25 protein-coding genes are annotated in these 24,297 nt (G+C 69.9%); 12 read left to right on the top strand and 13 right to left on the bottom strand.

All coding sequences use genetic code 11. From position 1 onward, the window contains the following. Nucleotides 1-42 precede the first annotated feature (42 nt). On the top strand, nucleotides 43-594 hold the full coding sequence (locus tag OG841_RS17830; RefSeq protein WP_328640574.1) for a VanZ family protein: 552 nt from the start codon (nucleotides 43-45) through the stop codon (nucleotides 592-594). 92 nt (nucleotides 595-686) lie between these two features. Continuing rightward, nucleotides 687-887, top strand: a complete 201-nt coding sequence (locus OG841_RS17835; RefSeq protein WP_326665090.1) for a PspC domain-containing protein — start codon at nucleotides 687-689, stop codon at nucleotides 885-887. An 81-nt stretch (nucleotides 888-968) separates the two neighbouring features. On the opposite strand, the gene OG841_RS17840 is transcribed toward OG841_RS17835, so the two are convergent. Together OG841_RS17840 and OG841_RS17845 are read right to left on the bottom strand one after the other, a co-directional pair. Beyond that, on the bottom strand, nucleotides 969-1,325 hold the full coding sequence (locus tag OG841_RS17840) for an ATP-binding protein (RefSeq protein WP_328640573.1): 357 nt from the start codon (nucleotides 1,323-1,325) through the stop codon (nucleotides 969-971). Between the two features lie 111 nt (nucleotides 1,326-1,436). Then, entirely contained in the window at nucleotides 1,437-2,627 is a 1,191-nt protein-coding gene (locus OG841_RS17845; protein ID WP_371566072.1) for an adenosine deaminase, read from the bottom strand. 113 nt (nucleotides 2,628-2,740) lie between these two features. On the opposite strand from OG841_RS17845, the gene OG841_RS17850 reads away from it, so the two are divergent. Continuing rightward, complete coding sequence (locus tag OG841_RS17850) at nucleotides 2,741-3,496, top strand: alpha/beta hydrolase (protein WP_328640571.1); 756 nt, start codon at nucleotides 2,741-2,743, stop codon at nucleotides 3,494-3,496. A 1-nt stretch (nucleotide 3,497) separates the two neighbouring features. Here the strand turns inward: OG841_RS17850 and OG841_RS17855 are convergent, their stop codons facing one another. Next, nucleotides 3,498-4,448: a LysR family transcriptional regulator gene (locus tag OG841_RS17855; protein WP_280862919.1), complete on the bottom strand. Its 951-nt coding sequence runs from the start codon at nucleotides 4,446-4,448 to the stop codon at nucleotides 3,498-3,500. A 63-nt stretch (nucleotides 4,449-4,511) separates the two neighbouring features. On the opposite strand from OG841_RS17855, the gene OG841_RS17860 reads away from it, so the two are divergent. Both OG841_RS17860 and OG841_RS17865 read left to right on the top strand, forming a co-directional pair. Continuing rightward, nucleotides 4,512-5,789, top strand: coding sequence for an MFS transporter (locus OG841_RS17860; RefSeq protein WP_365122612.1), 1,278 nt, complete (start codon nucleotides 4,512-4,514; stop codon nucleotides 5,787-5,789). Between the two features lie 328 nt (nucleotides 5,790-6,117). After that, nucleotides 6,118-7,134: a sigma-70 family RNA polymerase sigma factor gene (locus OG841_RS17865; protein WP_328640569.1), complete on the top strand. Its 1,017-nt coding sequence runs from the start codon at nucleotides 6,118-6,120 to the stop codon at nucleotides 7,132-7,134. Here OG841_RS17865 and OG841_RS17870 read toward each other — a convergent pair. Then, nucleotides 7,018-7,404, bottom strand: coding sequence for an STAS domain-containing protein (locus OG841_RS17870; RefSeq protein WP_328643640.1), 387 nt, complete (start codon nucleotides 7,402-7,404; stop codon nucleotides 7,018-7,020). The two genes, OG841_RS17865 and OG841_RS17870, sit on opposite strands and share 117 nt — an antisense overlap. A 133-nt stretch (nucleotides 7,405-7,537) precedes the next feature. On the opposite strand from OG841_RS17870, the gene OG841_RS17875 reads away from it, so the two are divergent. Further along, the gene (locus OG841_RS17875; RefSeq protein WP_328640568.1) at nucleotides 7,538-8,461 is read left to right on the top strand and encodes an AEC family transporter; all 924 of its coding nucleotides are present in this window, start codon (nucleotides 7,538-7,540) and stop codon (nucleotides 8,459-8,461) included. Between the two features lie 69 nt (nucleotides 8,462-8,530). Here OG841_RS17875 and OG841_RS17880 read toward each other — a convergent pair whose 3' ends face one another. The 8 genes from OG841_RS17880 to OG841_RS17915 all read right to left on the bottom strand — a co-directional run bounded on the left by OG841_RS17880 (nucleotide 8,531) and on the right by OG841_RS17915 (nucleotide 18,068). Further along, nucleotides 8,531-9,808, bottom strand: a complete 1,278-nt coding sequence (locus OG841_RS17880; RefSeq protein ID WP_328643639.1) for a thymidine phosphorylase — start codon at nucleotides 9,806-9,808, stop codon at nucleotides 8,531-8,533. Between the two features lie 27 nt (nucleotides 9,809-9,835). Further along, complete coding sequence (locus OG841_RS17885) at nucleotides 9,836-10,237, bottom strand: cytidine deaminase (RefSeq protein ID WP_328640567.1); 402 nt, start codon at nucleotides 10,235-10,237, stop codon at nucleotides 9,836-9,838. Further along, nucleotides 10,234-11,517, bottom strand: coding sequence for an ABC transporter permease (locus tag OG841_RS17890; RefSeq protein WP_328640566.1), 1,284 nt, complete (start codon nucleotides 11,515-11,517; stop codon nucleotides 10,234-10,236). Before OG841_RS17890 ends, OG841_RS17885 begins: the two co-directional genes overlap by 4 nt. Then, nucleotides 11,517-12,644 (bottom strand): ABC transporter permease, encoded by a 1,128-nt coding sequence (locus OG841_RS17895; RefSeq protein ID WP_328640565.1) that lies wholly within the window; start codon nucleotides 12,642-12,644, stop codon nucleotides 11,517-11,519. Before OG841_RS17895 ends, OG841_RS17890 begins: the two co-directional genes overlap by 1 nt. Further along, entirely contained in the window at nucleotides 12,641-14,155 is a 1,515-nt protein-coding gene (locus OG841_RS17900) for an ABC transporter ATP-binding protein (protein WP_365122606.1), read from the bottom strand. The genes OG841_RS17895 and OG841_RS17900 overlap by 4 nt, the downstream gene beginning before the upstream one ends. Before the next feature lie 233 nt (nucleotides 14,156-14,388). After that, nucleotides 14,389-15,447: a BMP family lipoprotein gene (locus tag OG841_RS17905; RefSeq protein ID WP_057607711.1), complete on the bottom strand. Its 1,059-nt coding sequence runs from the start codon at nucleotides 15,445-15,447 to the stop codon at nucleotides 14,389-14,391. Nucleotides 15,448-15,735: 288 nt separating this feature from the next. After that, nucleotides 15,736-16,956, bottom strand: coding sequence for a M20 family metallopeptidase (locus OG841_RS17910; protein ID WP_328643638.1), 1,221 nt, complete (start codon nucleotides 16,954-16,956; stop codon nucleotides 15,736-15,738). A gap of 704 nt (nucleotides 16,957-17,660) precedes the next feature. Beyond that, the gene (locus tag OG841_RS17915) at nucleotides 17,661-18,068 is read right to left on the bottom strand and encodes an ATP-binding protein (RefSeq protein ID WP_328640563.1); all 408 of its coding nucleotides are present in this window, start codon (nucleotides 18,066-18,068) and stop codon (nucleotides 17,661-17,663) included. Between the two features lie 216 nt (nucleotides 18,069-18,284). On the opposite strand from OG841_RS17915, the gene OG841_RS17920 reads away from it, so the two are divergent. From OG841_RS17920 to OG841_RS17930, 3 genes are all read left to right on the top strand, one after another. Next, on the top strand, nucleotides 18,285-19,139 hold the full coding sequence (locus tag OG841_RS17920; RefSeq protein WP_328640562.1) for a helix-turn-helix domain-containing protein: 855 nt from the start codon (nucleotides 18,285-18,287) through the stop codon (nucleotides 19,137-19,139). An 8-nt stretch (nucleotides 19,140-19,147) separates the two neighbouring features. After that, nucleotides 19,148-19,348: a DUF397 domain-containing protein gene (locus OG841_RS17925; RefSeq protein WP_328640561.1), complete on the top strand. Its 201-nt coding sequence runs from the start codon at nucleotides 19,148-19,150 to the stop codon at nucleotides 19,346-19,348. A 75-nt stretch (nucleotides 19,349-19,423) separates the two neighbouring features. Beyond that, nucleotides 19,424-20,083, top strand: a complete 660-nt coding sequence (locus tag OG841_RS17930) for a class I SAM-dependent methyltransferase (RefSeq protein ID WP_328640560.1) — start codon at nucleotides 19,424-19,426, stop codon at nucleotides 20,081-20,083. A gap of 243 nt (nucleotides 20,084-20,326) precedes the next feature. Here the strand turns inward: OG841_RS17930 and OG841_RS17935 are convergent, their stop codons facing one another. After that, complete coding sequence (locus tag OG841_RS17935) at nucleotides 20,327-21,025, bottom strand: SDR family NAD(P)-dependent oxidoreductase (RefSeq protein ID WP_328640559.1); 699 nt, start codon at nucleotides 21,023-21,025, stop codon at nucleotides 20,327-20,329. Nucleotides 21,026-21,138: 113 nt separating this feature from the next. On the opposite strand from OG841_RS17935, the gene OG841_RS17940 reads away from it, so the two are divergent. From OG841_RS17940 to OG841_RS17950, 3 genes are all read left to right on the top strand, one after another. Further along, on the top strand, nucleotides 21,139-22,008 hold the full coding sequence (locus OG841_RS17940) for a helix-turn-helix transcriptional regulator (protein WP_328640558.1): 870 nt from the start codon (nucleotides 21,139-21,141) through the stop codon (nucleotides 22,006-22,008). Nucleotides 22,009-22,414: 406 nt separating this feature from the next. Then, nucleotides 22,415-23,191 carry an alpha/beta hydrolase gene (locus OG841_RS17945; RefSeq protein WP_328640557.1) on the top strand — a complete coding sequence of 259 codons (777 nt, stop codon included), beginning with the start codon at nucleotides 22,415-22,417 and terminating at the stop codon, nucleotides 23,189-23,191. A 158-nt stretch (nucleotides 23,192-23,349) separates the two neighbouring features. Next, nucleotides 23,350-24,246: an alpha/beta hydrolase gene (locus tag OG841_RS17950; protein WP_365122659.1), complete on the top strand. Its 897-nt coding sequence runs from the start codon at nucleotides 23,350-23,352 to the stop codon at nucleotides 24,244-24,246. Nucleotides 24,247-24,297: the final 51 nt, after the last annotated feature.

The raw sequence follows: 24,297 nt of genomic DNA on the forward strand, positions 1-24,297 counted from the left end.
TGTTCCGGAACCGATCGTGGCGAGCGGGGCGTCTACGGGGTCGTGCAGCGTCAAGGCTTCGTCGGCGGCAGTGCCGCCCTTCGCGTCCGTGTGGCAGGAGGTGCCCTCCTGGTCGCACACCTCGCGTTCGTCGCCTGGTTCACGCTGCGGCCGCTGGACGTGCCCTGGGTCGTCCCGGCCAACCTGCACCCGCTGGCCGGCATCCGCGCCGACCTCGCTCTCGGCTGGCAGGAGGGAACCCGCCGTATCGGCGAGGGACTGGCCCTGCTCGCCCCGCTCGGCTTCCTGCTCCCGATGGCGCACGGCAGGCTGTGGGCCTCCCCGCTCGGCTCCCTGATCCGTACGTCCGCCGCGGGCGCCCTGATCTCCCTGGGCATCGCGCTCCTCCAGACCGGGGTCCCCGGCCAGGTCGTCGACATCGACGCGCTGCTCCTGAACACCGCCGGCGTGGCCCTCGCGCATGTCGCGGTCGTGCCGACGGCACGCCACTGGCTCCGTCGCGGGACCGAGCGCAGGCGGCGCACCGCCGTCCGCCAGGAGGAGCCGGCTCAGGGTCGGACCCCGACGATTCCCAGGGTCGGGATCGCACCGTAGAGCGACGCTTTGTGTCGTTCGTCTCCGTAGCGTTGAGGACAGTTGGAGAGGGTCACCCGGACCCGACCACCGACGCTCACGAAGGAGCCGCAATGTCCCGCCTTGCCCGCCCCACCGACGGCCGCATGATCGGCGGAGTGTGTGCCGCGCTGGCACGGCGCTTCGGCACCTCCGCGACCACGATGCGCGTGATCTTCCTGGTGTCCTGTCTGCTGCCGGGCCCGCAGTTCCTGCTCTACATAGCGCTGTGGATCCTGTTCCCCTCGGAGGAGAAGGCGCAGGCCGCCTGGTAATACCCCCTACGCACGTACGCCGGTGGGGCGCACCCCGGACCACGGGGTGCGCCCCACCGGCGCGTGCGAGGAGCGAGGGACTCAGCCGAGCGGCAGGCCGTTCAGGCTGGAGTCGCTGCCCAGCAGGAGCTTGCCGACCGGCAGGCCGCCGAGGAGACCGGCGACCGGCGCGGCCGGACCGTCGGCGAGCGCCTTCGCGACAGCCGGCTGGGCGGTCGCGAGGCCCGCGCCCAGCGCCGGCTGGGCCTGCGCCAGCGCCTCACCGCCGCCCGGCAGCGCCTTGGTGACGTTCTCGGTGGGGAGCCCCTTGGAGACGGAGCCGAGCGCCTGAGTGGCGTCCGGGACCGCCGGAGCGGCGTTCGCGGCACCCGCGCCGGTGGCGGCGAAGGCGGCACCGAGGGCGGCGACACCGAGGGTCTTGGCAGCAGACTGCTTCATAAAATGCGTCCTCGAAATGGTTTTACGGGAATGTCAGCGGTTCACGACCGTAAACACGCGGACCCGCCCGCCGCAAACATCGAAATGCGGACGAATGGTGAACGCCCGCCCTCATTTCGTGCCCGAGAATGCGCCCGGCCAGCTCCCCTCGGCCACAGAACCGCTGGTGGAAGCGGTCTGCTGGAACAGCCATTCGGACTTCAGCTCTGCATATCCGGGCTTGATGACGTCATTGATCATCGCGAGTCTTTCATCGAAAGGAATGAACGCTGATTTCATCGCATTGACGGAGAACCACTGGAGATCGTCGAGCGTATAGCCGAACGCGTCGACGAGGTGCTCGAATTCCCGGCTCATGCTGGTGCCGGACATCAGCCGGTTGTCGGTGTTCACGGTCGCCCGGAAGTGCAGGCGCCGCAGCAGCCCGATCGGGTGCTCGGCGTACGACGAGGCCGCCCCGGTCTGCAGATTGGAGCTGGGGCACAGCTCCAGCGGGATCCGCTTGTCCCGGACGTAGGAGGCGAGCCGCCCGAGCTTGACCGTGCCGTCCTCGTGGACCTGGATGTCGTCGATGATGCGCACACCGTGCCCGAGCCGGTCGGCACCGCACCACTGCAGGGCCTGCCAGATGGACGGCAGCCCGAAGGCCTCGCCGGCGTGGATGGTGAAGTGGTTGTTCTCGCGCTTCAAGTACTCGAAGGCGTCGAGGTGACGGGTGGGCGGGTAGCCGGCCTCCGCGCCCGCGATGTCGAAGCCGACGACGCCCAGGTCGCGGTAGCGGTTGGCGAGTTCGGCGATCTCCAGGGCACGGGCCGCATGCCGCATCGCGGTGAGCAGGGCGCCGACGCGGATGCGGTGGCCGTTCGCCCTGGCCCTGCGCTCCCCTTCCCTGAAGCCCTCGTTGACGGCCTCGACGACCTCTTCGAGGGTCAGGCCCTTCTCCAGGTGCTGCTCGGGGGCGTACCGCACCTCGGCGTAGACGACACCGTCCTCGGCAAGGTCCTCGGCGCACTCGGCGGCCACCCGCACCAGCGCGTCACGGGTCTGCATGACGCCGACGGTGTGCGAGAAGGTCTCCAAGTACCGCTCCAGCGAACCGGAGTCGGCGGCTTCGCGGAACCAGACGCCCAATCGGTCCGCGTCGGTCTCGGGGAGGGCGGAGTACCCGGTGTCCCGGGCGAGGTCGACGATCGTGCCGGGGCGCAGCCCGCCGTCGAGGTGATCGTGCAGCAGAACCTTGGGTGCCCGGCGGATCTGGTCCGAGCTCGGGGGGTTCCCCATCCGGTCAGTCTTGCTCGTCATCCTGGCACTCTAACGCCTACGCGCGTAGACGGCTCGTTGTACGAATCCGCCGATACGTAACGGTGACCGCCCCGCCCCGTGTCGTACACCCGCGCTTCTGACACTGTTCTGTCATGGCACAGCAAGCGACGCCGGTTCGCAGCGCCCGACTGGGCAGGACACTCGGCCCGGAGCCGGCGGCGGTGAACGGGGTGGTGCTGCTCCTTCCGGGCGGCGACGAAACCTCTCTGCGCAGACCCGCCTCGATGCGACTCCCCTCCACCGTACGGGCGTTGGGACGACGGCTCGCCCGGTCGGGACACGCGGACGGGCTGGCGGCCCACCTGGTGCACTACCGCTATCGCGGATGGAACGGCAGCGAGGCGCATCTCGCGCACGACGCGACCTGGGCCGCCGACGAGATCGTACGGCGCTACGGCGACGTCCCCGTGGCCCTGGTCGGCGTCGACATGGGCGCGCGGGCCGCCCTGCGCGCGGGCGGACACGAGGCCGTCAACTCCGTGGTGGCGGTCGCTCCTTGGCTGCCCGAGGAGGATGTGGCGGCCACGCCCGAACCGGTCAAGCAGCTCGTGGGGCGGCGGGTGCTGATCGTGCACGGCACGAACGACGCGCAGACGGACCCCGAGTTGTCGTTCCGGCTCGCGTCCCGGGCGAAGAAGGCCAACCGGGAGGTGTGCCGGTTCGAGGTGCACTCCGACGGACACGGGCTGCATCAGTACCGGGCCGAAGTACAGGCGCTGACCGAGGACTTCGTCATGGGAGCACTGTTCGGGCGGGCGCTGTCCCGGCCTGTGCAGGACGCGCTGGCCGCGCCTCCGCCGCTGGGGCTGCGGATGCCGCTCGCCTCCGGGTTCGGGCGCAGACGGTAGGTCAGGGCAGCAGGTTCCCCCTTCTCGACAGCAGGAACTTCTTGAAGGCGGCCACCGGGGGTGTGTCCGGGTGGCCGTCCAGCCAGGCCACCCCGATCTCGCGGGCCGCCCGGGGGGCCGTGACCGTCAGTTCCGCGACTCCTGGGCGGGGGAAGGCCGGTGGCGGCAGGAGGGCGACACCCAGTCCGGCCGCCACCAGGCCCCTCAGGGTCTCCGCCTCCTCCCCCTCGAAGGCGATCCTCGGCTTGAAGCCGGCCTCCTGGCAGAGGTCGTCCGTGATGCGGCGCAGGCCGTAGCCGGGCTCCAGGGTCACGAAGGACTCCTCGGCGGCCTCGGCGAGGCGCACGCGTCTACGGGCCGCGAGGGGGTGATCGGCGGGGACCACGAGCCGTAGCTTCTGTTCGTCGAGGCGGCGGGCGACGAGGTCGGGGGCGTCCGGGACCGGGGAGGTCAGACACAGGTCCAGCTCCCCCGCCCGCAGCCGTTCGATCATCGCCTCGCCGTAGTTCTGGACCAGGCTGAAGCGGACGCGGGGATGGTCGGCGCGGAAGGCCCGGATCAGGCCGGGGACCGTTTCCGAGCCCATGGTGTGCAGGAAGCCGAAGGCGACCTTGCCGGTGGCCGGGTCGGCGTCCGCGCGGACCTCGTCCGCGGCACGCTGGATCTCGGCGAGGGCGCGTTCGGCGGAGGCGAGGAAGGTGCGGCCCGCGGGGGTGAGGGAGACCGTGCGGCCGATGCGGGCGAACAGGTCGACGCCGAGGTCCTGTTCCAGGCGGACCATCGCGCGCGAGAGCGTCGACTGGGGTACGTCCATCTCCTGCGCGGCGCGGGTGACGTGCTCGGTGCGGGCCACGCCGGCGAAGTAGGCGAGCCGCGGGGCCAGCAACATCACCATGTCTTCTGTGTCACTGGATGGTGACAGGCGCGCCTGTGACCTCTGCTGATGCTCCATGGGAACGATTATGGCGAATCCATGCATTGGACGGATGAGCGGAGTCGTACGTAGCTTCGAGGCATGCCTGCCAGTACCGAGGCGCCCACCCGCGTGGGCGCCGTATCTCCCGCCTCTGCCACCTCCGCCGCCGTCGATTCCCGTCTCACCCCGGGTGGCCCCGGCTACCGCAGGATGAGCTTCGCCCTCTTCCTCGCCGGTGTCGCGACCTTCGCGCTGCTGTACTCCACGCAGGCCCTTCTCCCGCTGATCTCGGGCGAGTTCGGGGTGGCGGCGAGCGAGGCGAGCTGGACGGTGGCGGCGGCGACCGGCGGTCTGGCGCTGTTCGTGCTGCCGATGAGCGCCCTGTCGGAGCGCTTCGGACGCCGTACGGTCATGACGGCGTCGCTCGCGGTCGCGGTGACGGTCGGTCTCCTGGTCCCCTTCGCGCCCTCGCTGACCGCGCTGGTCGTGCTGCGGGCCGTGCAGGGCGCGGCCCTGGCGGGGCTGCCCGCCTCCGCGACGGCGTATCTCGCCGAGGAGGTCAGGCCGAAGGCGCTGGTCACGGCGATCGGGCTGTTCGTCGCCGGCAACAGCGTCGGCGGGATGAGCGGCCGGGTCATCACCGGCTGGGTCGCGCAGGAATGGGGCTGGCGCGTGGCCGTGGGGGTCATCGGCGCGATCGCGGTGGCCTGCGCGGTGGCGTTCCGCCTCCTGCTGCCGGCGCCGAAGCACTTCGTGGCGGGCTCGCTGCGGCCGCGGGTGCTGCTCGGCACGGTCCGCGCACACCTGGGCGACCCGCTGCTGCGCCGCCTCTACGCCATCGGCGCGCTGTTCATGACGGTCTTCGGCGGCGTGTACACGGTCATCGGCTACCGGCTGACCGAGGCGCCCTTCTCGCTCCCTCAGGGCATCGTCGGCTCGATCTTCCTGGTCTACCTGGTGGGCACGGTGTCCGCGTCGACGGCGGGCCGGCTGGTCGGCCGCCTGGGCCGCCGGGGCGCGCTGTACGCGGCGGGCGGTACGACGGCCGCGGGCCTCCTGCTCTCCCTGGCGGGCTCCCTGCCGCTGGTCCTGCTGGGCCTGGTCCTGATCACCGGCGGCTTCTTCGCCGGGCACGCGGTGGCGTCCTCGGCGGTCAGCAAGACGGCCACCCACGGCCGCGCCCAGGCCTCGGCCCTCTACCAGTCCGCCTACTACATCGGTTCCAGCGCGGGCAGCACGGTCGGCGCGCTCGCCTTCCACGCGGGCGGCTGGACCGGGACGGTCGGGGTCGGACTGCTGGCGGTGCTCGGCGTGGTGTCGATCACCGTCCTCGGAACCCGTGCGGCGAGGGCTGAGCAGCGGCTCGCGACGGTCTGAGCGGCAGGTTCTTGCTTCCCCTGACCGGGGTCGGCCGGTCAGGGGGATGTTTTTTCGCCCCCGCCGGACGGACTGGGATCGCCTGGGCCGGCGCTTGGAATTCAGCCTCTCCGGCGTTTGAGGAGCGGGGGTCCAGGGGGCAGAGCCCCCTGGGAGCGGGGTCGAAGGGGCAGCGCCCCTGGGGATGGGACGGGTAGGGGCGGCGGGGGCGAGAACCCTCTGACCTGCACGTTCGTTCACTCGGCACGCCATTGTCAGACCCCTGCGGTAGTTTCCGAGTAGTGGGCGCAAAGGCGCGGCACAGCACGGCCACAGGGGTGGGTGGACGATGACGGACAGCACGGCGACGACGACAGACCTCGACATCAGGCTCGAGAAACACCGCACCGAGCTGACGGGGTACTGCTACCGCATGCTCGGCTCCTCCTTCGAGGCCGAGGACGCGGTGCAGGACACCCTGGTGCGGGCCTGGCGGAGCTACGACAAGTTCGAGGGCCGTTCCAGTCTCCGCTCGTGGCTGTACCGCATCGCGACGAACGTCTGCCTGGACATGCTGACCGCGGGCAACAAGCGCGCCCGCCCCATGGACCTCTCGGAGTCGACCCCCCTCGCCCAGGCCGCCCTCTCCCCCCGCCCCGACCACACCTGGCTGGAGCCGATGCCGGACAACCGCATCCTGCCGACGGTCGAGGACCCGGCGGAGGCGGCGGTCGCCAAGGAGACCGTGCGGCTCGCCTTCATGGCCGCCCTGCAGCAACTGCCGCCCAAGCAGCGCGCGGTGCTGATCCTGCGTGAGGTGCTGGCGTGGAAGGCGAGCGAGGTCGCCGAACTGCTCGACACCTCCGTCGCCTCGGTCAACAGCGCCCTCCAGCGGGCCCGCGCCACCCTCGCCGAGCGGGAGGAGCACGGCGCCGACGCGGCCGTGTCCGACCCGCTGGACGAGGAGCAGCAGAAACTCCTGGACCGCTATGTGAAGGCGTTCGAGGGGTACGACATGACGGCGCTGACGGCTCTCCTCCACGAGGACGCCATCATGACGATGCCGCCGTTCGACCTCTGGCTGACGGGCCACGACGACATCACGGGCTTCATGACGACCCTGGGCTCGGCCTGCGAGGGCTCACGTCTGGTGCCGGTGCAGGTCAACGGCCTGCCGGGGTTCGCCCAGTACAAGCCGGACCCGGAGAAGGGCGGTCACACCCCCTGGGCGGTCCAGGTGCTGGAGATCTCAGACGGCCGGCTCACCGGGTTCCACTTCTTCCTCGACACCCAGCGCTGGTTCCCCCTGTTCGGACTGCCCCTCCACCTCGAAGCGGAGGCCGACGAGGTCAAGGAGGGCGTGTAGCCCGGGGTCGGGGTCGCGCAGCCTGATCCGGCCCCCGGCACGCCGGGCCGCGAGCTGGAGCCGGGCGAGCAGATCGACCGTGCCGAGCCCCGGCGGCCCGAGCCCGGCGACGTCGCACACCACCACCCCGGCACGGGTCGTCCGCAACAGCGCCCGGACCTCGTCGCTCAGCCCCGTCACCTCGTCCCGGGTGACAGGGCCGACGAGCACGAGTACAGCGGGTGTCATGGCGTCCACGATCGGTAGACCGGGCGGGCGGGCGTAACTCATCGGCCGACGCCCTGTCCGCGCGGGCAGGATCACGTTGACCTGCGGGCCGTCTGCCCCCGAGGGTTGCCTGTATGCGCCACCCATCAGCACCTCCCTGGATAGGCCACGCCCTCCTCACCCTTGAGGAGTCCGCGTGCAGGGAGTGCTGACCGGCTTCGCGGTCATCGCGGTGGTCATCGGGGTCGGTTACCTCATCGGCCTGCGCGGCTACCTCGGCGACCAGGGCCGGGAGGTCCTGACCAAGCTGGCCTTCCACGTGGCGTCCCCGGCCCTGCTGTTCACGACCCTGGCGCGGGCCGACCTGTCGGTGATCTTCTCCAGCCGCCTCCTGGTGACCGCGCTCAGCACGGCCGCGGCGGCGGGGATCTTCGTCGCGGTGGGTGTCGTACGGGGCTGGGGGCTGGGCCGTACGACGATCGGCGCTTTGTGCTCGTCCTACGTCAACTCCGGCAACCTCGGTATCCCGATCGCGGTGTACGTCCTCGGGGACGCGTCACTGGTGGCGCCGGTGCTCCTGTTCCAGCTGGTGGGGGTGACCCCGGTCGCGCTGACGGTCCTGGACCTGGCGTCGGGTGACGGGGAGAGGGGCCCGCTGTGGCGGAGACTGCTGACCCCGCTCCGCAATCCGATCGCGGTGGGCTCACTGGCCGGCGTGGCGGTCTCGGCGGCCGGTCTCAAGGTCCCGGCCCCCGTCATGGACCCCTTGACCCTGATCGGCGGCATGTCGGTCCCGGCCGTCCTCCTCGCCTTCGGCATCTCCCTGTGCGGCAGCACGATGCCCGGCCGGGGCCCGGACCGACAGCTCGTCCTGCTTTCGGTCGCGCTGAAGTCGGTGGGGCAGCCAGCGGCGGCCTGGGCCCTGGCGGCCGGGGTCTTCGGCCTGCACGGGTCCCAACTCCTCGACGTGGTCGTGACCTCGGCCCTGCCGGCCGCGCAGAACCTCTACACGTACGCGTCCACCTACGGCGTGGGCGAACGCTTGGCCCGGGACTCGATCCTGGTGTCGACGGTGTTGTCGGTGCCGGTGCTGGTGGGGGTGGCGGCGTTGTTGGGCTGAGCGGAGCCCGACATGCCGAACGGGACCGGCGCAGGTTCACCGGTCCCGTTCACTCAAAGGAACGCCAGGTCAGGCGATACGTTCCAGCACCACCGGCGACGTCGTGAAGTCCGTCCCCGCCGCCCCGATGTCGTAGGAACCCTCGATCGACTGGAGGGCGTACTCGAAGCGCTCCGGGGTGTCGGTGTGCAGGGTCAGCAGGGGCTGCCCCTGCGTCACCGTGTCGCCCGGCTTGGCGTGCAGTTCCACGCCCGCGCCCGCCTGGACCGGGTCTTCCTTGCGGGCACGCCCGGCGCCGAGGCGCCAGGCGGCGACGCCGATGCCGTAGGCGTCGAGGCGGGTCAGGACGCCCGAGCTCGGCGCCTTGATCACGTGCTGCTCGCGGGCCACCGGCAGCTTCGCGTCCGGGTCGCCGCCCTGCGCCGCGATCATCCGGCGCCACACGTCCATCGCCGAGCCGTCGGCCAGGGCCTTCGCGGGGTCGGCGTCGCGGACGCCCGCCGCGTCGAGCATCTCGCGGGCCAGCGCGAGGGTCAGCTCCACCACGTCCGCGGGTCCGCCGCCCGCCAGGACCTCGACCGACTCGCGGACCTCGAGCGCGTTGCCCGCCGTCAGGCCGAGGGGCGTGCTCATGTCCGTCAGGAGCGCGACCGTCTTCACGCCGTGGTCCGTGCCCAGGCCCACCATCGTGGACGCCAGTTCCCGCGCGTCCTCGATGGTCTTCATGAAGGCGCCGGTGCCGACCTTCACGTCCAGGACCAGCGAGCCCGTCCCCTCCGCGATCTTCTTCGACATGATCGAGGAGGCGATCAGGGGGATGGCCTCGACCGTTCCCGTGACGTCACGCAGGGCGTACAGCTTCTTGTCGGCCGGAGCCAGACCGTCGCCCGCCGCGCAGATGACCGCGCCGGTCGTGTCGAGGACGTTCAGCATCTCCTCGTTCGACAGCAGCGCACGCCAGCCCGGGATCGACTCCAGCTTGTCCAGCGTGCCGCCGGTGTGGCCGAGGCCCCGGCCCGAGAGCTGGGGGACGGCCGCACCGCAGGCCGCCACCAGGGGCGCCAGCGGGAGGGTGATCTTGTCGCCGACACCGCCCGTGGAGTGCTTGTCGGCCGTCGGGCGGGACAGGGACGAGAAGTCCATGCGCTCGCCGGAGGCGATCATCGCGGCGGTCCAGCGGGCGATCTCGCGACGGTTCATGCCGTTGAGCAGGATCGCCATCGCGAGCGCGGACATCTGCTCGTCGGCGACCTCCCCGCGGGTGTACGCGTCGATGACCCAGTCGATCTGCTCGTCACTGAGTTCACCGCGGTCCCGCTTGGTGCGGATGACGGAGATGGCGTCCATGGCCATGCAGGGCTTTCCTTCCGGGAATTACTTGGTGAGATGCCCCGGCCCGAAGGCCTGCGGCAGCATCTCCGACAGCGGCAGGATCCCCGCCGGGGTCTCCATGAGCAGTTCGGGGCCGCCGAACTCGTACAGCAGCTGCCGGCAGCGGCCGCAGGGGACGAGGATCTCGCCGTTGCCGTCGACGCAGGTGAAGTGCGTGAGGCGGCCGCCGCCCGAGTTCTGCAGCTCCGAGACCAGACCGCACTCGGCGCACAGGCCGAGGCCGTAGGAGGCGTTCTCGACGTTGCAGCCGGTGATCGTCCGGCCGTCGTCGACCAGGGCGGCCACGCCGACCGGGTAGCCGGAGTACGGGGCATACGCCCGGGACATGGCCTCCCGGGCCCGCTCGCGCAGCGACTCCCAGTCGACGTCGGACCGCGGGGTCACTTGCCCTGGCCCTTCCGGTAGCGCATGCCGTCCGCCTTGGGCATCCGCAGGCGCTGCGCGGACAGCGACAGCACCAGCAGCGTGACGACGTACGGGGTGGCGCCCACGAAGTCGCTCGGGACCTCGTCGGTGACCAGGTACCAGACCAGGACGCCCGCGGCCACCATGAGGCTGATGCCGCCCTGCCAGTGCGCCTTCTTGTACAGCTTCCAGCCGGCCATCGCCAGGAGCAGTACGAACAGCAGGAGCAGCAGCGCGTGGACGGTCTCGCCGCCGTTGCGCAGCTGGAGCGCGTCGGAGTAGCCGAACAGGCCCGCGCCCATCGCGAGTCCGCCGGGCCGCCAGTTGCCGAAGATCATGGCGGCGAGGCCGATGTAGCCGCGGCCGCCGGTCTGGCCCTCCAGGTAGGTGTGCGAGGTGACCAGCGCGAGGAAGGCGCCGCCGAGGCCGGCGAGGCCGCCGGAGACGGCCACGGCCATGTACTTGTACTTGTAGACGTTGACGCCGAGGGACTCGGCGGCGATCGGGTTCTCGCCGCAGGAGCGCAGCCGCAGGCCGAACGGCGTGCGCCACAGCAGCCACCAGCTGCCGACGAACAGCACGACCGCCAGGACCGTCACGATGGACAGGTTGGTGAACAGACCGCCGAGGATGCCCGCGACGTCGGAGATCAGGAACCAGTGGTGGTTCTCGATGGAGTGCAGCCCGCTCGACAGGCCCGGGACGTCGAAGCTGGGCAGCGAGTCCACGGGCGGGGACTGCTTGGGGTTGCCGCCCGCGTCCGCCGCCTTGCCGTCCACGAAGAAGAGCTTGGCGAGGTACTGGGTGGTGCCGAGCGCGAGCAGGTTGATCGCGACACCGGAGACGATGTGGTCGACGCCGAAGGTGACGGTCGCGACCGCGTGCAGCAGGCCGCCCAGGACGCCGAAGCCGACACCGCACAGGAGGCCGAGCCAGGGGCTGGACTGCCAGCCGATCCAGCCGGCGCCGAAGGTGCCGAGGATCATCATGCCCTCGAGGCCGATGTTGACCACGCCGGACCGCTCGGACCACAGACCGGCGAGACCGGCGAGGCCGATCGGCACGGCGAGGCTGAGCGCGGCGGAGACCTGGCCCTCGGAGGTGAGCTGGTCGGAGCCGGAGATGACACGGACCGCGGCGACGAGCAGCAGCGCGCCGGCGACGATCATCAGGATCTGGCCGAGCGAGCGGCCCGACCGGGTGGCGGTGTCCGCCTTGGGTGCCGCGGGGGGCGGCGTGTTGGTCATCGTGGCAGTCATCACGCCACCTCCTGCTTCTTGGTCGGGGCTCCGGCCTGAGCGGCGAGCTCGGCGCCGACCCGCTGCTGCTGGCGCTTGAGTCCGTAACGGCGTACGACCTCGTAGGCGATGACGACGCACAGGACGATGACGCCCTGGATGACGCCGAGGATCTCCTTGTCGTAGCCCTCGAACTCCAGGTGGTTGGTGGTGCGCTCCAGGAAGCCCCACAGCAGCGCGCCCAGCGCGATGCCGACCGGGTTGTTGCGGCCGAGCAGGGCGATGGCGATGCCGGTGAAGCCGATGCCGGTCGGGAAGTCGTTGCTGAACTGGTGGCTGTCGTTGAGCAGGGTCGGCATGCCGATCAGGCCGGCCACCGCGCCCGAGATGAGCATGCTGGTGGCGATCATCCTCTTCACCGAGACACCGCTCGCGGCGGCGGCGCTCTCGGACTGGCCGACGGTGCGCAGGTCGAAGCCGAACCGGGTGCGGCCGAGCACGAACCAGTACGCGATGCCGACGAGCACGGCGATGACGATGAAGCCCCACAGCTCGCCCGCGGCGCCGGTGTCGATCTGGAAGAAGTACGACGACTCCGGCAGCGGCTTGGTGGAGACGACCGTGCCGCCGGCCTGGAGTTCGGCGAGCTTTCCGGGCTGGAGCAGGTAGGCGATGATCGCGGTGGCGATCGCGTTGAGCATGATCGTCGAGATGACCTCGCTGACGCCGCGGGTCACCTTCAGAACGCCCGCGATGCCCGCCCATACGGCGCCGGTGCCCATGGCGCACAGGATGATCAGCGGGATGGAGATCCAGCCCGGCGTGGTCAGCGCGCCGCCGAGGACCGCGGCGAAGAACGCGGCGATGCGGTACTGGCCGTCGACGCCGATGTTGAACAGGTTCATCCGGAAGCCGATGGCCACCGAGACGCCCGCCAGGTAGTACGTCGTCGCCTTGTTGAGGATGTAGACCTGGCTGTCGCTGGCGGAGCCGTAGGTCAGCATGTCGCTGAAGGCGGCGCCCGGGTTCTTGCCGGTGGCCAGGATCACCAGGGTGGTGACGACGAGCGCGGCGACGACCGCCAGGAGCGGGGCCGCGATGGCGAGGAGCAGCCGCTCCTTGTCGATGCGTTGGGTCAGCTTGTTCATCGGGCGTCGTCCTCGTGGTCCGCTGCGGAGTCCGCTGCGTGCTCCAGGTGGCCGGTGGCCGCACCGGTCATGGCGGAGCCCAGCTCCTCGGGGGTGATGGTGGCGGGGTCGGCGTCGGCGACCAGTCGGCCGCGGTACATCACCCGCAGGGTGTCGGACAGGCCGATGAGCTCGTCCAGGTCGGCGGAGATCAGCAGCACGGCCAGGCCCTCGCGGCGGGCCTCGCGGATGTGGTCCCAGATCGCGGCCTGCGCGCCGACGTCCACACCGCGGGTGGGGTGGGCGGCGATGAGCAGCTTGGGCGTGTGGCTCATCTCGCGGCCGACGATCAGCTTCTGCTGGTTGCCGCCGGACAGCGAGGCGGCGGTGACGTCGATGCCGGGGGTGCGGACGTCGTACGCCTGGATGATGCGCTCGGTGTCGGTGCGGGCCGCCTTGATGTCGAGCAGCTGGCCGCGGGAGTTGGGCCTCTCGGTGACATGCCCGAGGATGCGGTTCTCCCACAGGGGGGCCTCGAGGAGCAGGCCGTGGCGGTGGCGGTCCTCGGGGATGTAGCCGACGCCGGACTCGCGGCGGTGGCGGGTGGCGAGGTGGGAGATGTCGGTGCCGTCGAGTGTGACCGTGCCGGAGTCGGGGGTGCGGATGCCCATGATGGCCTCGACCAGTTCCGACTGGCCGTTGCCCTCCACGCCGGCGATGCCGAGGACCTCGCCCTTGTGGATGGTGAAGGAGATGTCGTCGAGGATGACCCGCTCGACGCCGTCGAGGTCGGTCTGGGCCAGCCGCAGTCCGTCCAGCTTCAGCAGCGGGACGTCGGTGACCGTGGACTCCTCGGTCTCCGGGGTGGGCAGTTCGCTGCCGACCATCAGCTCGGCGAGCTGCTTGGGGGTGGTGCCGGCGGGCTCGACCGTGCCGACGGTGGTACCGCGCCGGATGACCGTGATCTCGTCGGCGACGGACAGGACCTCGCCGAGCTTGTGCGAGATGAAGATGACGGTGAGGCCCTCGGCCTTGAGCTCGCGCAGGTTGTCGAAGAGGGCTTCGACCTCCTGCGGCACGAGGACGGCGGTGGGCTCGTCGAGGATCAGGGTCTTGGCGCCGCGGTAGAGGACCTTGAGGATCTCCACCCGCTGGCGGTCGGCGACGCCGAGCTCCTCCAGCAGGACGTCGGGGCGGACGTTCAGGCTGTACGCGTCGGAGATCTGCCTGATCTTCGCGCGGGCCTTGGCGCCGATGCCGTACAGCTTCTCCGCGCCCAGGACGACGTTCTCCAGGACCGTGAGGTTGTCGGCGAGCATGAAGTGCTGGTGCACCATGCCGATGCCGCGGGCGATGGCGTCGGCGGGGGTGTGGAAGGTGACCGTCTCGCCGTTCACCGTGATGGTGCCCTCGTCCGGCTGCTGCATGCCGTAAAGGATCTTCATCAGGGTGGACTTGCCGGCACCGTTCTCACCGCACAGGGCGTGCACGGTGCCCGTGCGGACGGTGATGTCGATGTCCTTGTTGGCCACGACGCCGGGGAATCGCTTGGTGATGCCGCGCAGTTCGACGGCAGCGGGAGGGCTGGACGCGTTGATGGCGCACTCTCCTCGGGGAAAAGGGGCTGCGTAGGGGAGGGCAGGCGTCGGTGACGCTAGCGCGGCAACTCCATGCTACACGCGTAGAGTTGACACATTGTTATGGCTCGACGAGGGGGTTGTCGAGGCCCCCTCGTCGAGCCCGGGTTCCGGCGGGAACCGTCAGGTCAGCTGGTCTTGACCTTGATGGTGCCGTCGACGATCTTCTTCTTCGCCTCGTCCAGCTTGGGCTGGATGTCGTCGATGAAGCCACCGCTGGTGGAGAGGCTGACACCGCCCTTGGCGAGGGAGTAGATCTGGTTGCCGGTCAGCGGCTTGCCGTCGTTGACGGACTTGATGAAGTCGTAGACGCCGACGTCGACGTTCTTGACCATCGAGGTCAGGATCGAGTTCTTGTACTTGGCCAGGCCCGGGATGTTGTACTGGTCCGAGTCCACGCCGATGGCCCAGGCGCCCTTGACGCCGGAAACGGCCTCGATCGAGCCGTTGCCGGAGGAGCCGGCCGCGGCGTAGATCACGTCGACGCCGTTGTCGAGCATGCCGGACGCGGCCTCCTTGCCCTTGGCGGGGTCGGCGAAACCGGAGAAGTCCGAGCCATGGGTCAGGTACTGGACGTCGACCTTGACCTTGGGGTTGGTGTCCTTGACGCCCTGGGCGTAGCCCGCCTCGAACTTCTTGATCAGCGGGGTGTCCACGCCGCCGATGAAGCCGACGTGGTCCTTCTTGGTCTTCAGCGCCGCGGCGACACCGGCGAGGTACGAACCCTGCTCCTCGGTGAAGGTGATGCTGTCGACGTTCGTGGCCTTCGCGACCGAGTCAATGAGGCCGAAGTTGACCTTCGGGTACTTGGGAGCGACCTTGTCGACCGAGGTGGCGTAGGAGAAGCCGACGGCGACGATCGGGTTGTAGCCGGCGTCCGCCAGGTCGGTCAGGCGCTGCTCGCGGTCGGCCTCCGTGTCGGAGCTCTTGGCGGTCAGCTCCTTGAGGGAACCGTCGAACTCCTTAGCGGCCTTGTCGGCACCGCGCGCGGCGGAGTCGTTGAAGGAGCGGTCACCACGGCCGCCGACGTCGTAAGCGAGACCGATCTTGATACCGCCCTTGCTGCTGCCGGCGGAGGCGGACGACGAGCTGTCGTTGTCCGAGGAAGTGCTGCCACAGGCTGTGGCAGTCATTGCGAGAGCTGCGGTGGCGATACACGCAGCGGAAAGCTTGGCTACCCGGCGCACGGGAGGCTCCTTCACCTGACCTGAGCGCCTTGTCGGCGCTTCATGTGAGCACCATGCCAGTGCCCGGGCCTGTACGCCCCTGCGGCGTTGGCTTCGCGGCATCGTAACGCGCGTAGATGTCGGAAACAGACCTCTTCCGAAGCCGTTATCGATTCGAGGCAAACAGCGTCTGAACTGAGGCTCTGCCGCCCTGACACACCGGGATGTCGATGTGCGCACAATTGGCTTACGACCATGTTGCGCCGGTCGGCGGAACGGCCCCCGAGGGGGCCGTCCGTCACGCTCGGATCACTGCGCGGCGTCCAGCAGTGCCGCCGCCGTGAACATCTCCACCCCTACGGTGATCGCGGACTCGTCGGCGTCGAAGTCGCCCTGGTGAAGGTCGCGCACGGTCCGTTCCCCCGGCGTGCGCACCCCGAGGCGGGCCATGGCACCGGGAACGTGCTGGAGGTACCAGGAGAAGTCCTCGCCACCCAGGCTCTGCTCGGTGTTCTCGATCGAGTCGGCTCCGCGCCGGGCGGTCATGGCGTCCCGGAGCAGCTCGGTGACGTCCGCGTCGTTGACGACGGGCGGAACGCCGCGCACATAGTTGATCTCGGACTTGGCCCGGTGCAGATTGGCGACCTCGTCGATCGCGGCGACCACGATGTCCGGGGCCTGCCGCCAGGTGTCGAGGTCCAGGCAGCGGACGGTCCCGGAGAGCTCGGCGTGCTGCGGGATCACATTCGGCGCATGCCCCGACTCGATCCGTCCCCAGGTCACGGCGAGCCCGGCCCGCGTGTCCACCCGTCGCCCGACGAGGGCGGGCACGTCGGTGACGACGCGGGCGGCGGCGGTGACGAGGTCGGTGGTGAGGTGCGGCCGGGCGGTGTGCCCACCGGGCCCGTCGAGCGAGATCTCCAGCCGGTCGCAGGCGGAGGTGATGGCACCGGTCCTGAGCCCGATCTTCCCGGCGTCGACCCGCGGGTCGCAGTGCACGGCGAGGATCTTCCCGACCCCGTCCAGCACCCCGCAGTCGATGGCGTCGGCGGCACCGCCGGGCAGCACTTCCTCGGCGGGCTGGAAGAGCAGCCGCACGGGCCGCGCCAGCAGCCCCCGCTTGTGCAGGTCGGCGAGGACGAGCCCGGCCCCGAGCACGACGGTCGTGTGAACGTCATGTCCGCACGCGTGCGCCCGATCGGGCACGGTCGACCGGTACGAGCACTCGCTCTTCGTGTCCGGGATGGGCAGACCGTCGATGTCGGCGCGCAGGGCGAGCATGGGCCGCTCGCCGTCCCACTCCCCGATGTCACACACGAGGCCGGTCCCGACGGCGAGCACGCGCGGCTTCAGCCCGGCCCTCTCCAGCCGTTCCTTGATCGCCGCGGTGGTTCGGAACTCCTGGTTGCCGAGCTCCGGGTGCATGTGCAAGTCGCGTCGGAACAGTACGAGTTCGGCGTGCAGTTCCTCGCTCAGCACGCCGGGAAGCATTGCTTCCCCGGGAAGATCGACCTCGGACTCCAGTGACATCAGTTGCTTCACCCTCTAAAGGGTAGGACGCCGGGGCGACCAACCGACCCGCGATCAACAAAACTTCAACCCGCCGGGGGAAGAAAATATGGCCGCTCGACGCATGGACGTGATTTGAGGTGGGTAGGAACCTCTTTTCCCACACATACCATGCCGGGCTTGCGTCCGGCGGCTCTGTTCATCTGTCGAAACGGCATTGGGACACGGCGGGGACGGGGGCGGGGCCTTCACGGTGAGGTACGGCTACCGCCACGCGGAGTGATCGGCGGTGGTGGGCGGGTCCTCCGGGACGGCCTTCGGCCAGGAGGGCGGGGCGGGACCCCAGGGAGAGCTTCACTTGCCTTACGGTTCCGCCGGACCGTGCCGCGAGTCACGTCGAGGCCGCTGGGAGTCGCCGTGTGTGCTTGCGGCCACTCTCTGCGCAACCGGCCGACGCCACCGAAGCCATCGCCGCACCGGCCGCTCGCCGCCACCACCCGGCATGCATGCGAGCCGCGACCGCGCCCCGCCGACGCCGACCCGCGACGAAGCCGGCTTCGAGCCCCCGCTTTCCCCGGGCCGCCCGCCCGTTTCTCCCCCGTGCTGGAGCGAGCCATGTCCGGGGGTGGCCCGGAGGGCCATCGGCGCAGCCGACGCGGAGCACCCTTGACGCGACTCACGGAAGCACGACCCCGACGCAGAAGCGGGCGGCCCCACGACCCCTCCTAAGCGGCGGACAGCTCACACCACACGAACTTCCCCCGGTTGCCGAGTCTGGCCAACGGCTGCCACCCCCACAGATCGGCACAGGCCTTGACCAACGCCAGCCCCCGCCCTTCCTCCGCCTCTCCCAGGGTGTCCAACTCGCCGGGCGGCTCAGGAGGTTCAGGGTCCGCGTCCCAAGCCCCGATCCGCAACACCCCCGCCGACCAGCGCACCCTGAGAGCCGCGGGCCCCTTCGTATGCCGTACGGCATTGGAGACGAGCTCGGCCGCGAGCAGCTCGGCGGTGTCGGTCAGGCGGATCAGGCCGTGCATCGTGAGGATGAGCCGGAGGGTGCGGCGGGCGACGGTGACGGCTCGGACGTCGTTCGGGATGTACAGGGTGTACTCCCAGGGGTCGTGTTCGGGCATGGGCCAACTCCAGCTCTCCAGGGGACTTCGGGCGGTGGCAGTGCCGCAGCCGTCATGGCAGGACGGGGCGGTGCGCTTCCGGGATCCCGGCGATTCCGCAGCGTGTGCGTCGCGTCACCGAAGGTAGACCTGCAATTCGAGGTCTAGCAACCTGATCGCGTAATCTGCCCCCCGAACGTGCCACGCCTATGGGCGTGTTGATCCGAGGAGCACTCCATGGCGGGACTGAGGCCTGAACCCACCGCACGGCAGATGCGACTGGGAACCGAACTGCGCAGACTGCGGGAGAAGGCCGGCCTCACCGGACGCGAGGCGGCGGCCCTGCTGGGCGTGAGCTCCGGCCAGATCAGCCAGATCGAATCCGCCCTGACCGGCGTGAGCGAGAAACGCCTGCGCAGCATGGCAGCCAACTACTCCTGCTCCGACGAAGAGTTGATCTCAGCTCTGGTACACGTGGCCACCGACCGGACCCGCGGCTGGTGGGAGGAGTACCGGGGGCAGTTGCCCACGCCGTTCCTGGACCTCTCCGAGCTGGAACACAACGCCACATTCCGATGGGACGTGGACTTGCTGCACGTGTCGGGCCTCCTCCAGACCGAGGACTACGCGCGGGCTCTCTTCTCGACCCGCATCCCTGAGCTCCCCGATGCCGACCGCGAGCTACGTGTGCGGCATCGCATGCAGCGTCGAGCAATCCTTGAAAGGCGCACACCGACTCCCTACCAAGCCGTGATCCACGAGGCAGCACTACGCATCAGGGTCGGCGGCCGGGCCACCTCGCTGGCCCAACTCGCCCATATCCTGGAGCTCTCCGAAGCAGGCCACATCACCGTCCGAGTCATCCCGTTCACTCTGGAGCGCTTCGACGACACGGGCAGCGCAATGATCTACGCCGGTGGCAGCATCCCGAAGTTGGACACTGTGGTCCGCGACGCTCCACACGGCACGGCGTTCATCGACGCGGAGGCCCAACTCGGCGTATTCCGAACACTCTTCCGTAGAGTAGGGGCGTCATCACTCGATCCCGAACAGTCACGCGACCTGATCCACCATCTGGCCAAGGAGCTGTGAGGCACCCGATGAACACACGCGAAAACTGGCGGAAGTCGTCCTACTCCGGCGGCGGCGACGGCAACGCCTGCGTGGAGATCGCAACCCACCCCACCCACATAGCCATCCGCGACTCCAAGACCCCGACGGGCGCCACCCTCGCCTTCCCGCCCGGGACCTTCACCGCCTTCCTCGAAGCCCTCAAGTCCCCGCACTCCACCGCCCGATGACCCCCAGGGAAACTCCACGCGGCGCTCCGCAACTTCCCACCCGCCGCTCCGAGACGCCCCGCTAGGGTGCAGCCCGTGAACGCCGAGAACCCCGACTTCATACGGGCCACCCGAACCGCGTACGACACGATCGCCGAGCCCTACACCGAGCAGTTCTCCGACTGGGCCGGCATCCCCACGCTGGACAGAACCCAGATCACCGGCTTCGCGGAACTGGTGAAGGAGCAGAACGCCGGCCCGGTGGCCGACATCGGCAGCGGCCCGGGACACGTGACCGCGGCGCTGCACGACCTCGGCATCCGGGTCTTCGGCGTGGACGTCTCCCCCAAGATGGTCGAACTGGCCCGCAGAGCCCACCCGGGCCTCCGCTTCCATGTGGGCTCGATGACGTCGCTCGACCTGCCGTCGGAAACCCTGGGCGGCATCACCGCGCTGTACTCGATCATCCACGTCCCGGACGACCACCTCCCGACGGCCTTCGCGGAGTTCCACCGCACCCTGGCCCCCGGCGCCCACGCCTTGATCGGCTTCCAGTACGAGCCCGGCGGCACCCACATGCACCTCGACGAACGCTTCGGCCACAAGATCTCCCTCGACTACTGGCTGCGCGCACCGGAAGCCGTGGTCGAGCCCCTGATCAAGACAGGCTTCGAGGTGATCGTCCGGGTCCTCAGGGAACCGCTCGGCGAGGAGAAGCTGTCCCGGGCGTTCCTGGTGGCAAGGAAACCGGCGTAGGACGCATCGCCCGGACGTTGAGCCGCAGCACGATAGGTGTCACATCGGGATCCGACCGACCTGCGTTTTCGTACGGTGCAGCGCGGTGAGCCTCCGCCGACTTGAAGACGCGGGTCCAGGGCCGGCGTGACGGTCGCCCCAGGTTTCTCACGCTGGTCGGAGGCGGCGGTTCTCCCGCCCAGGACCGGTCTCGATGTTCTGCCCGTTCTGATCTTCAGAGTTGGTGACCCGGCACCGCCGGTCTCAGGACCAGGCGATCTCGCCATGGCGGTCGATGAAGCGTCCGGTGCCGGCGCCGGGCCCCTCGGTGGCGAGGGCGACGATCGCGTCCGTGCCCTCGGTGAGGGTCTGGGAGCCGCTGTGACCGTTCATGTCGGTCGCGGTGTAGCCGGGATCGGCGGCGTTGACACGCATGCCCTTGAGGCCCTTGGCGTACTGCGTGGTCAACATGGTCAGCGCCGCCTTCGAGGAGGCGTACAGCGGCACGGTGACGTGCGACTCGGACCGACCGGGGTCGTGGGTGAAGGCGAGGGAGCCCATGCCACTGCTGACGTTGATGATCACGGGGTCGTCCGAGAGGCGCAGCAGCGGCAGGAAGGCAGCGGTGGTGCGGACGACGCCGATGACGTTGACGTCGAGGACGGCGCGGGCGTCGGCGGCGGTGAGGTCGCCGGGATCACCGAAGGGACCCTGCACCCCCGCGTTGTTGATCAGGACGTCGATCCTGCCCTCGTGTTCGGCGACGTCCGCGGCGGCCGCGACCACGGACGCGTCGTCGGTGACGTCGACGGGGACGAAGCGTGCGCCCAGCGCGGCGGCCGCCTCCTCGCCCCGCTCACGGTCGCGGGCTCCCAGGAGAACGGTGTGACCGCAGGCGACGAGGCGGCGGGCGGTCTCGCGGCCGATGCCCTTGTTGGCTCCGGTGATGAAGGTGATCGTCATGCCTTCGATGGTTGCCTTGCCGAGCGAGCCGGACCAGGGACGCTTCGACGGTGGGAAGACCAGTACCACCCTCGCACCCCCTCAGGTGATCGGGGACGCAGGAGGATGGGGGCATGACGACGACACCCCCCGGGGCCGGGCTGGGATCGATGATCCGCACGTGGCGCAACCGGATGCCCCCGTCGGCCGCGGGGCTGCCGGTCGTCCGCAAGCGCCGGGCGGCCGGGCTGCGGCGCGAGGAACTGGCTGACCTGGCCGGGGTGTCGGTCGACTACGTCGTACGCCTGGAACAGGGGCGGGCCACGACACCCTCGGCGTCGGTGGTGGCGTCCCTGGCGCGTGCCCTCCAGCTGTCCACCGCCGAGCGGGACCACCTCTACCGGCTGGCCCGGATCGTGCCGCCGGCGGACGGCACGATCAGCGACCATCTCCCACCCGGCATGCAACGCGTGCTCGTCCGCCTCGGAGACGTAGCGGTCGCCGTGTTCGCGGCGGACTGGCAACTGGTGTGGTGGAACCCCCGGTGGGCCGCTCTTTTGGGCGACCCCTTGGCCGCGCCGCCGCGGATGCGCAACTTCGCCCGCGACAGGTTCCCGGTGGGCGCCGATCACACCTCCCTCGCGCTGTGGCCGGTCACCGACGCGGACCCCGACACCACCGACGCCGCCCTCGTCTCCGACCTGCGCCGCGCCACCGGCCGCTTCCCCCGGGACAGCCGCCTGGCCGCGCTGGTCCGCGACCTGAACGCGGGCAATGCGAGGTTCGCCGAGCTGTGGGCGGCGGGAGAGGTGGCCGCGAACCGCGAGGTCCACAAGACGGTCGACCACCCGTCGGTGGGCCCGGTCACAGTGGACTGCGATGTCCTGAGCGACGGCGACACCGAGCTCAAGATTGTCATCATGACCGCTGCGCCGGGCAGCGAGGACGAGACCAAACTCCACCTCGCCACCGTCGTCGGCCCACCGGCAGGCACGCGCAACTGATCCGTCCCACGCGTCGGCCCGACCGGCGCCTCACGGTCCCCTGTCGATCCCCTCGCGTCGTGGTGAACATTTCAAGCGGCCAACTCCATGGAGGGGTCGGCAGTGGGGCACGGCGCGACGAGACGCCCTTCGCCCATCGCCAGACCCGTCGAACACACTTGTGCGTCTGTGGTCACCTGCCAACAACGGCGCACGTGTCGGCGGGGCGGGTTGGAATAGTCTCGATGTCGAACGCGCCGGGGCCCGTTCGTCGCCAGAGGCGGAGACCCGGCAGTGGGCCGCTCGGTGTGCAGCTCCTCGGCCGTCGGTCGACCAGTCCGAGCATTGGCTTCAGCAGGAGGTAGCTGTGTCCCTGCCCCGGCACACATATCAGGTTCTGCCCACCAGACGGACGCAGGGGACCGATGTGCCCTGGCCGCATGACGTGCACATCGCGCTCCCCCCGTCGTACGAGCACGGTGACCGCAGCTACCCCGTCCTCTGGGTGACGGATGCTTCCCTCAGCTTCCCGCTCGTCGTCGGCCTGATGAACTGGCTCCACACCGTGCAGGAGGTCGCCGAGCTCATCGTGATCGGCGTCGGCGCTCCCGACGAGAGCGATTCCGCCGAGTTCGGCGCGCGTCGAACACACGACTTCTATCCGATGCCGAGATGGGTCAACGCGGGGCCCGGCGGCGCGCGCATGGAAGCACTGGCCGGCGAAGCGCCGACGAGCGGTGGCGGCGCCGATGCGATGCTGTCGTTCCTGGTGGACGAGTTGCGCCCGCAGTTGGCGACCGAGTTCCGCTTCGACGACGACCACGGTCTCGTGGGCTTTTCCGGCGGCGGACACTTCGTCGGCTACGCACTGCTCTCCCGGCCCGCGGCATTCGGCAGCTATCTGGCCAGTAGCCCTGCCCTCAGCGGATGTGAGGACCTGCTGTTCACGCTGGAGGCCGACTACGCCAAGACCCACGACGACCTGGCGGCGAAGGTGTTCCTCGGCGCGGGCGAGGCGGAACTCACCGATCCCTACGTGGCCGCCGCCGACATCCTCGGGTCGATGACCCGTATGTCGCAGCTGCTGCGGCTGCGGAACTACCCGTCCCTGGAGCTGACTTCCCGCCTGTACCCCAGACAGACGCACGGGTCGGCGTTGTCGTACGCGTTGAACGAGGGCCTGCGCACGCTGTACCCCGTCTGAGGTGTGGTGCTGGGTCCACCCCTGTGGTGGTGCTGGGCCGCTGGTGGGCCGAGCGAGCTCTTCATAGCGTCGTGCTCATGATGGATGACACGAACGAACAAGGAACGGGTACCACCAGGCGGACGGCGTTACGTGGGCTGGGACTCGCGGTCGGGGGCATGGCACTGGCCACCGGGCTCGGAACCACCCCGGCCGCAGCGGACCCGCGTCGCGGCATCACCACCTACGTGCTGGTGCACGGCACCCACAGCGCCGGCGCGTTCTGGATGCCGATCGCACGGGAGCTGGAGCTGCGCGGTCACCGCGTCGTCATGGTGGATCAGCCACGGCATGGCGCGGAGGCTTTCGTGCCGGAGTCGTATCAGCGCCAGGACCTCAAAGCGATGGCGGTCGAGCCTTCCCCGCTGAAGGGCCTCGGGCTGGAGGACTACGAGGCGCGCGTCACGGGCATCGTGCGGCGGGCGGCACGGAACGGCCCCGTGGTGCTGGTCGGGCACAGCCTGGGTGGCGTATCGGTCAGTCGTGTCGGCGATGCCGTCCCGCATCTGCTGCACCACATCTGCTACATGGCGGCCTTCTGTCCCAGCCGCGTCCTGCCCACGGCGGACGCCTGCACGGCGGCGCCCGAGAACGCGAACGCCGTCAGTCCGGTCGAGCTGACGGTGGGCGACCCGGACCGGCTCGGTGTACTGCGACTGAACTTCCGGACAGGTGACAGCCATGCGCTGGCCCTCCTGAAGGAGATGATCTGCGCGGACTACCCCGACGCCGACTTCCGCCGGATACTGGCCGGCATGCAGACCGACGAGCCGGTCGCCGCCTATGCGGGCCGAGCGGTCGGCCGGGCCGACAGCTGGGGCCGCATTCCCCGCACCTATCTGCGTTTCGGCAGGGACCGGACGATCGCCACCGCACTCCAGGACAGGATGATCGCGGAAGCCGACGCGTCCACGCCCGGCGACAGCTTCCGCGTGCACGATTTTCCCGAGGCGTCACACATCGGCCCACTGAATCCCGTCCCGGTCGCAGAAGCCCTGGACACGCTCGCAGGGTAGGGGGATAGGGCACTCGAAGAAATTCGAGCGCCAAAGAGTGTCTCTTCCTGG

It is taken from the genome of Streptomyces canus (assembly GCF_041435015.1).
Taxonomy (GTDB): domain Bacteria; phylum Actinomycetota; class Actinomycetes; order Streptomycetales; family Streptomycetaceae; genus Streptomyces; species Streptomyces canus_G.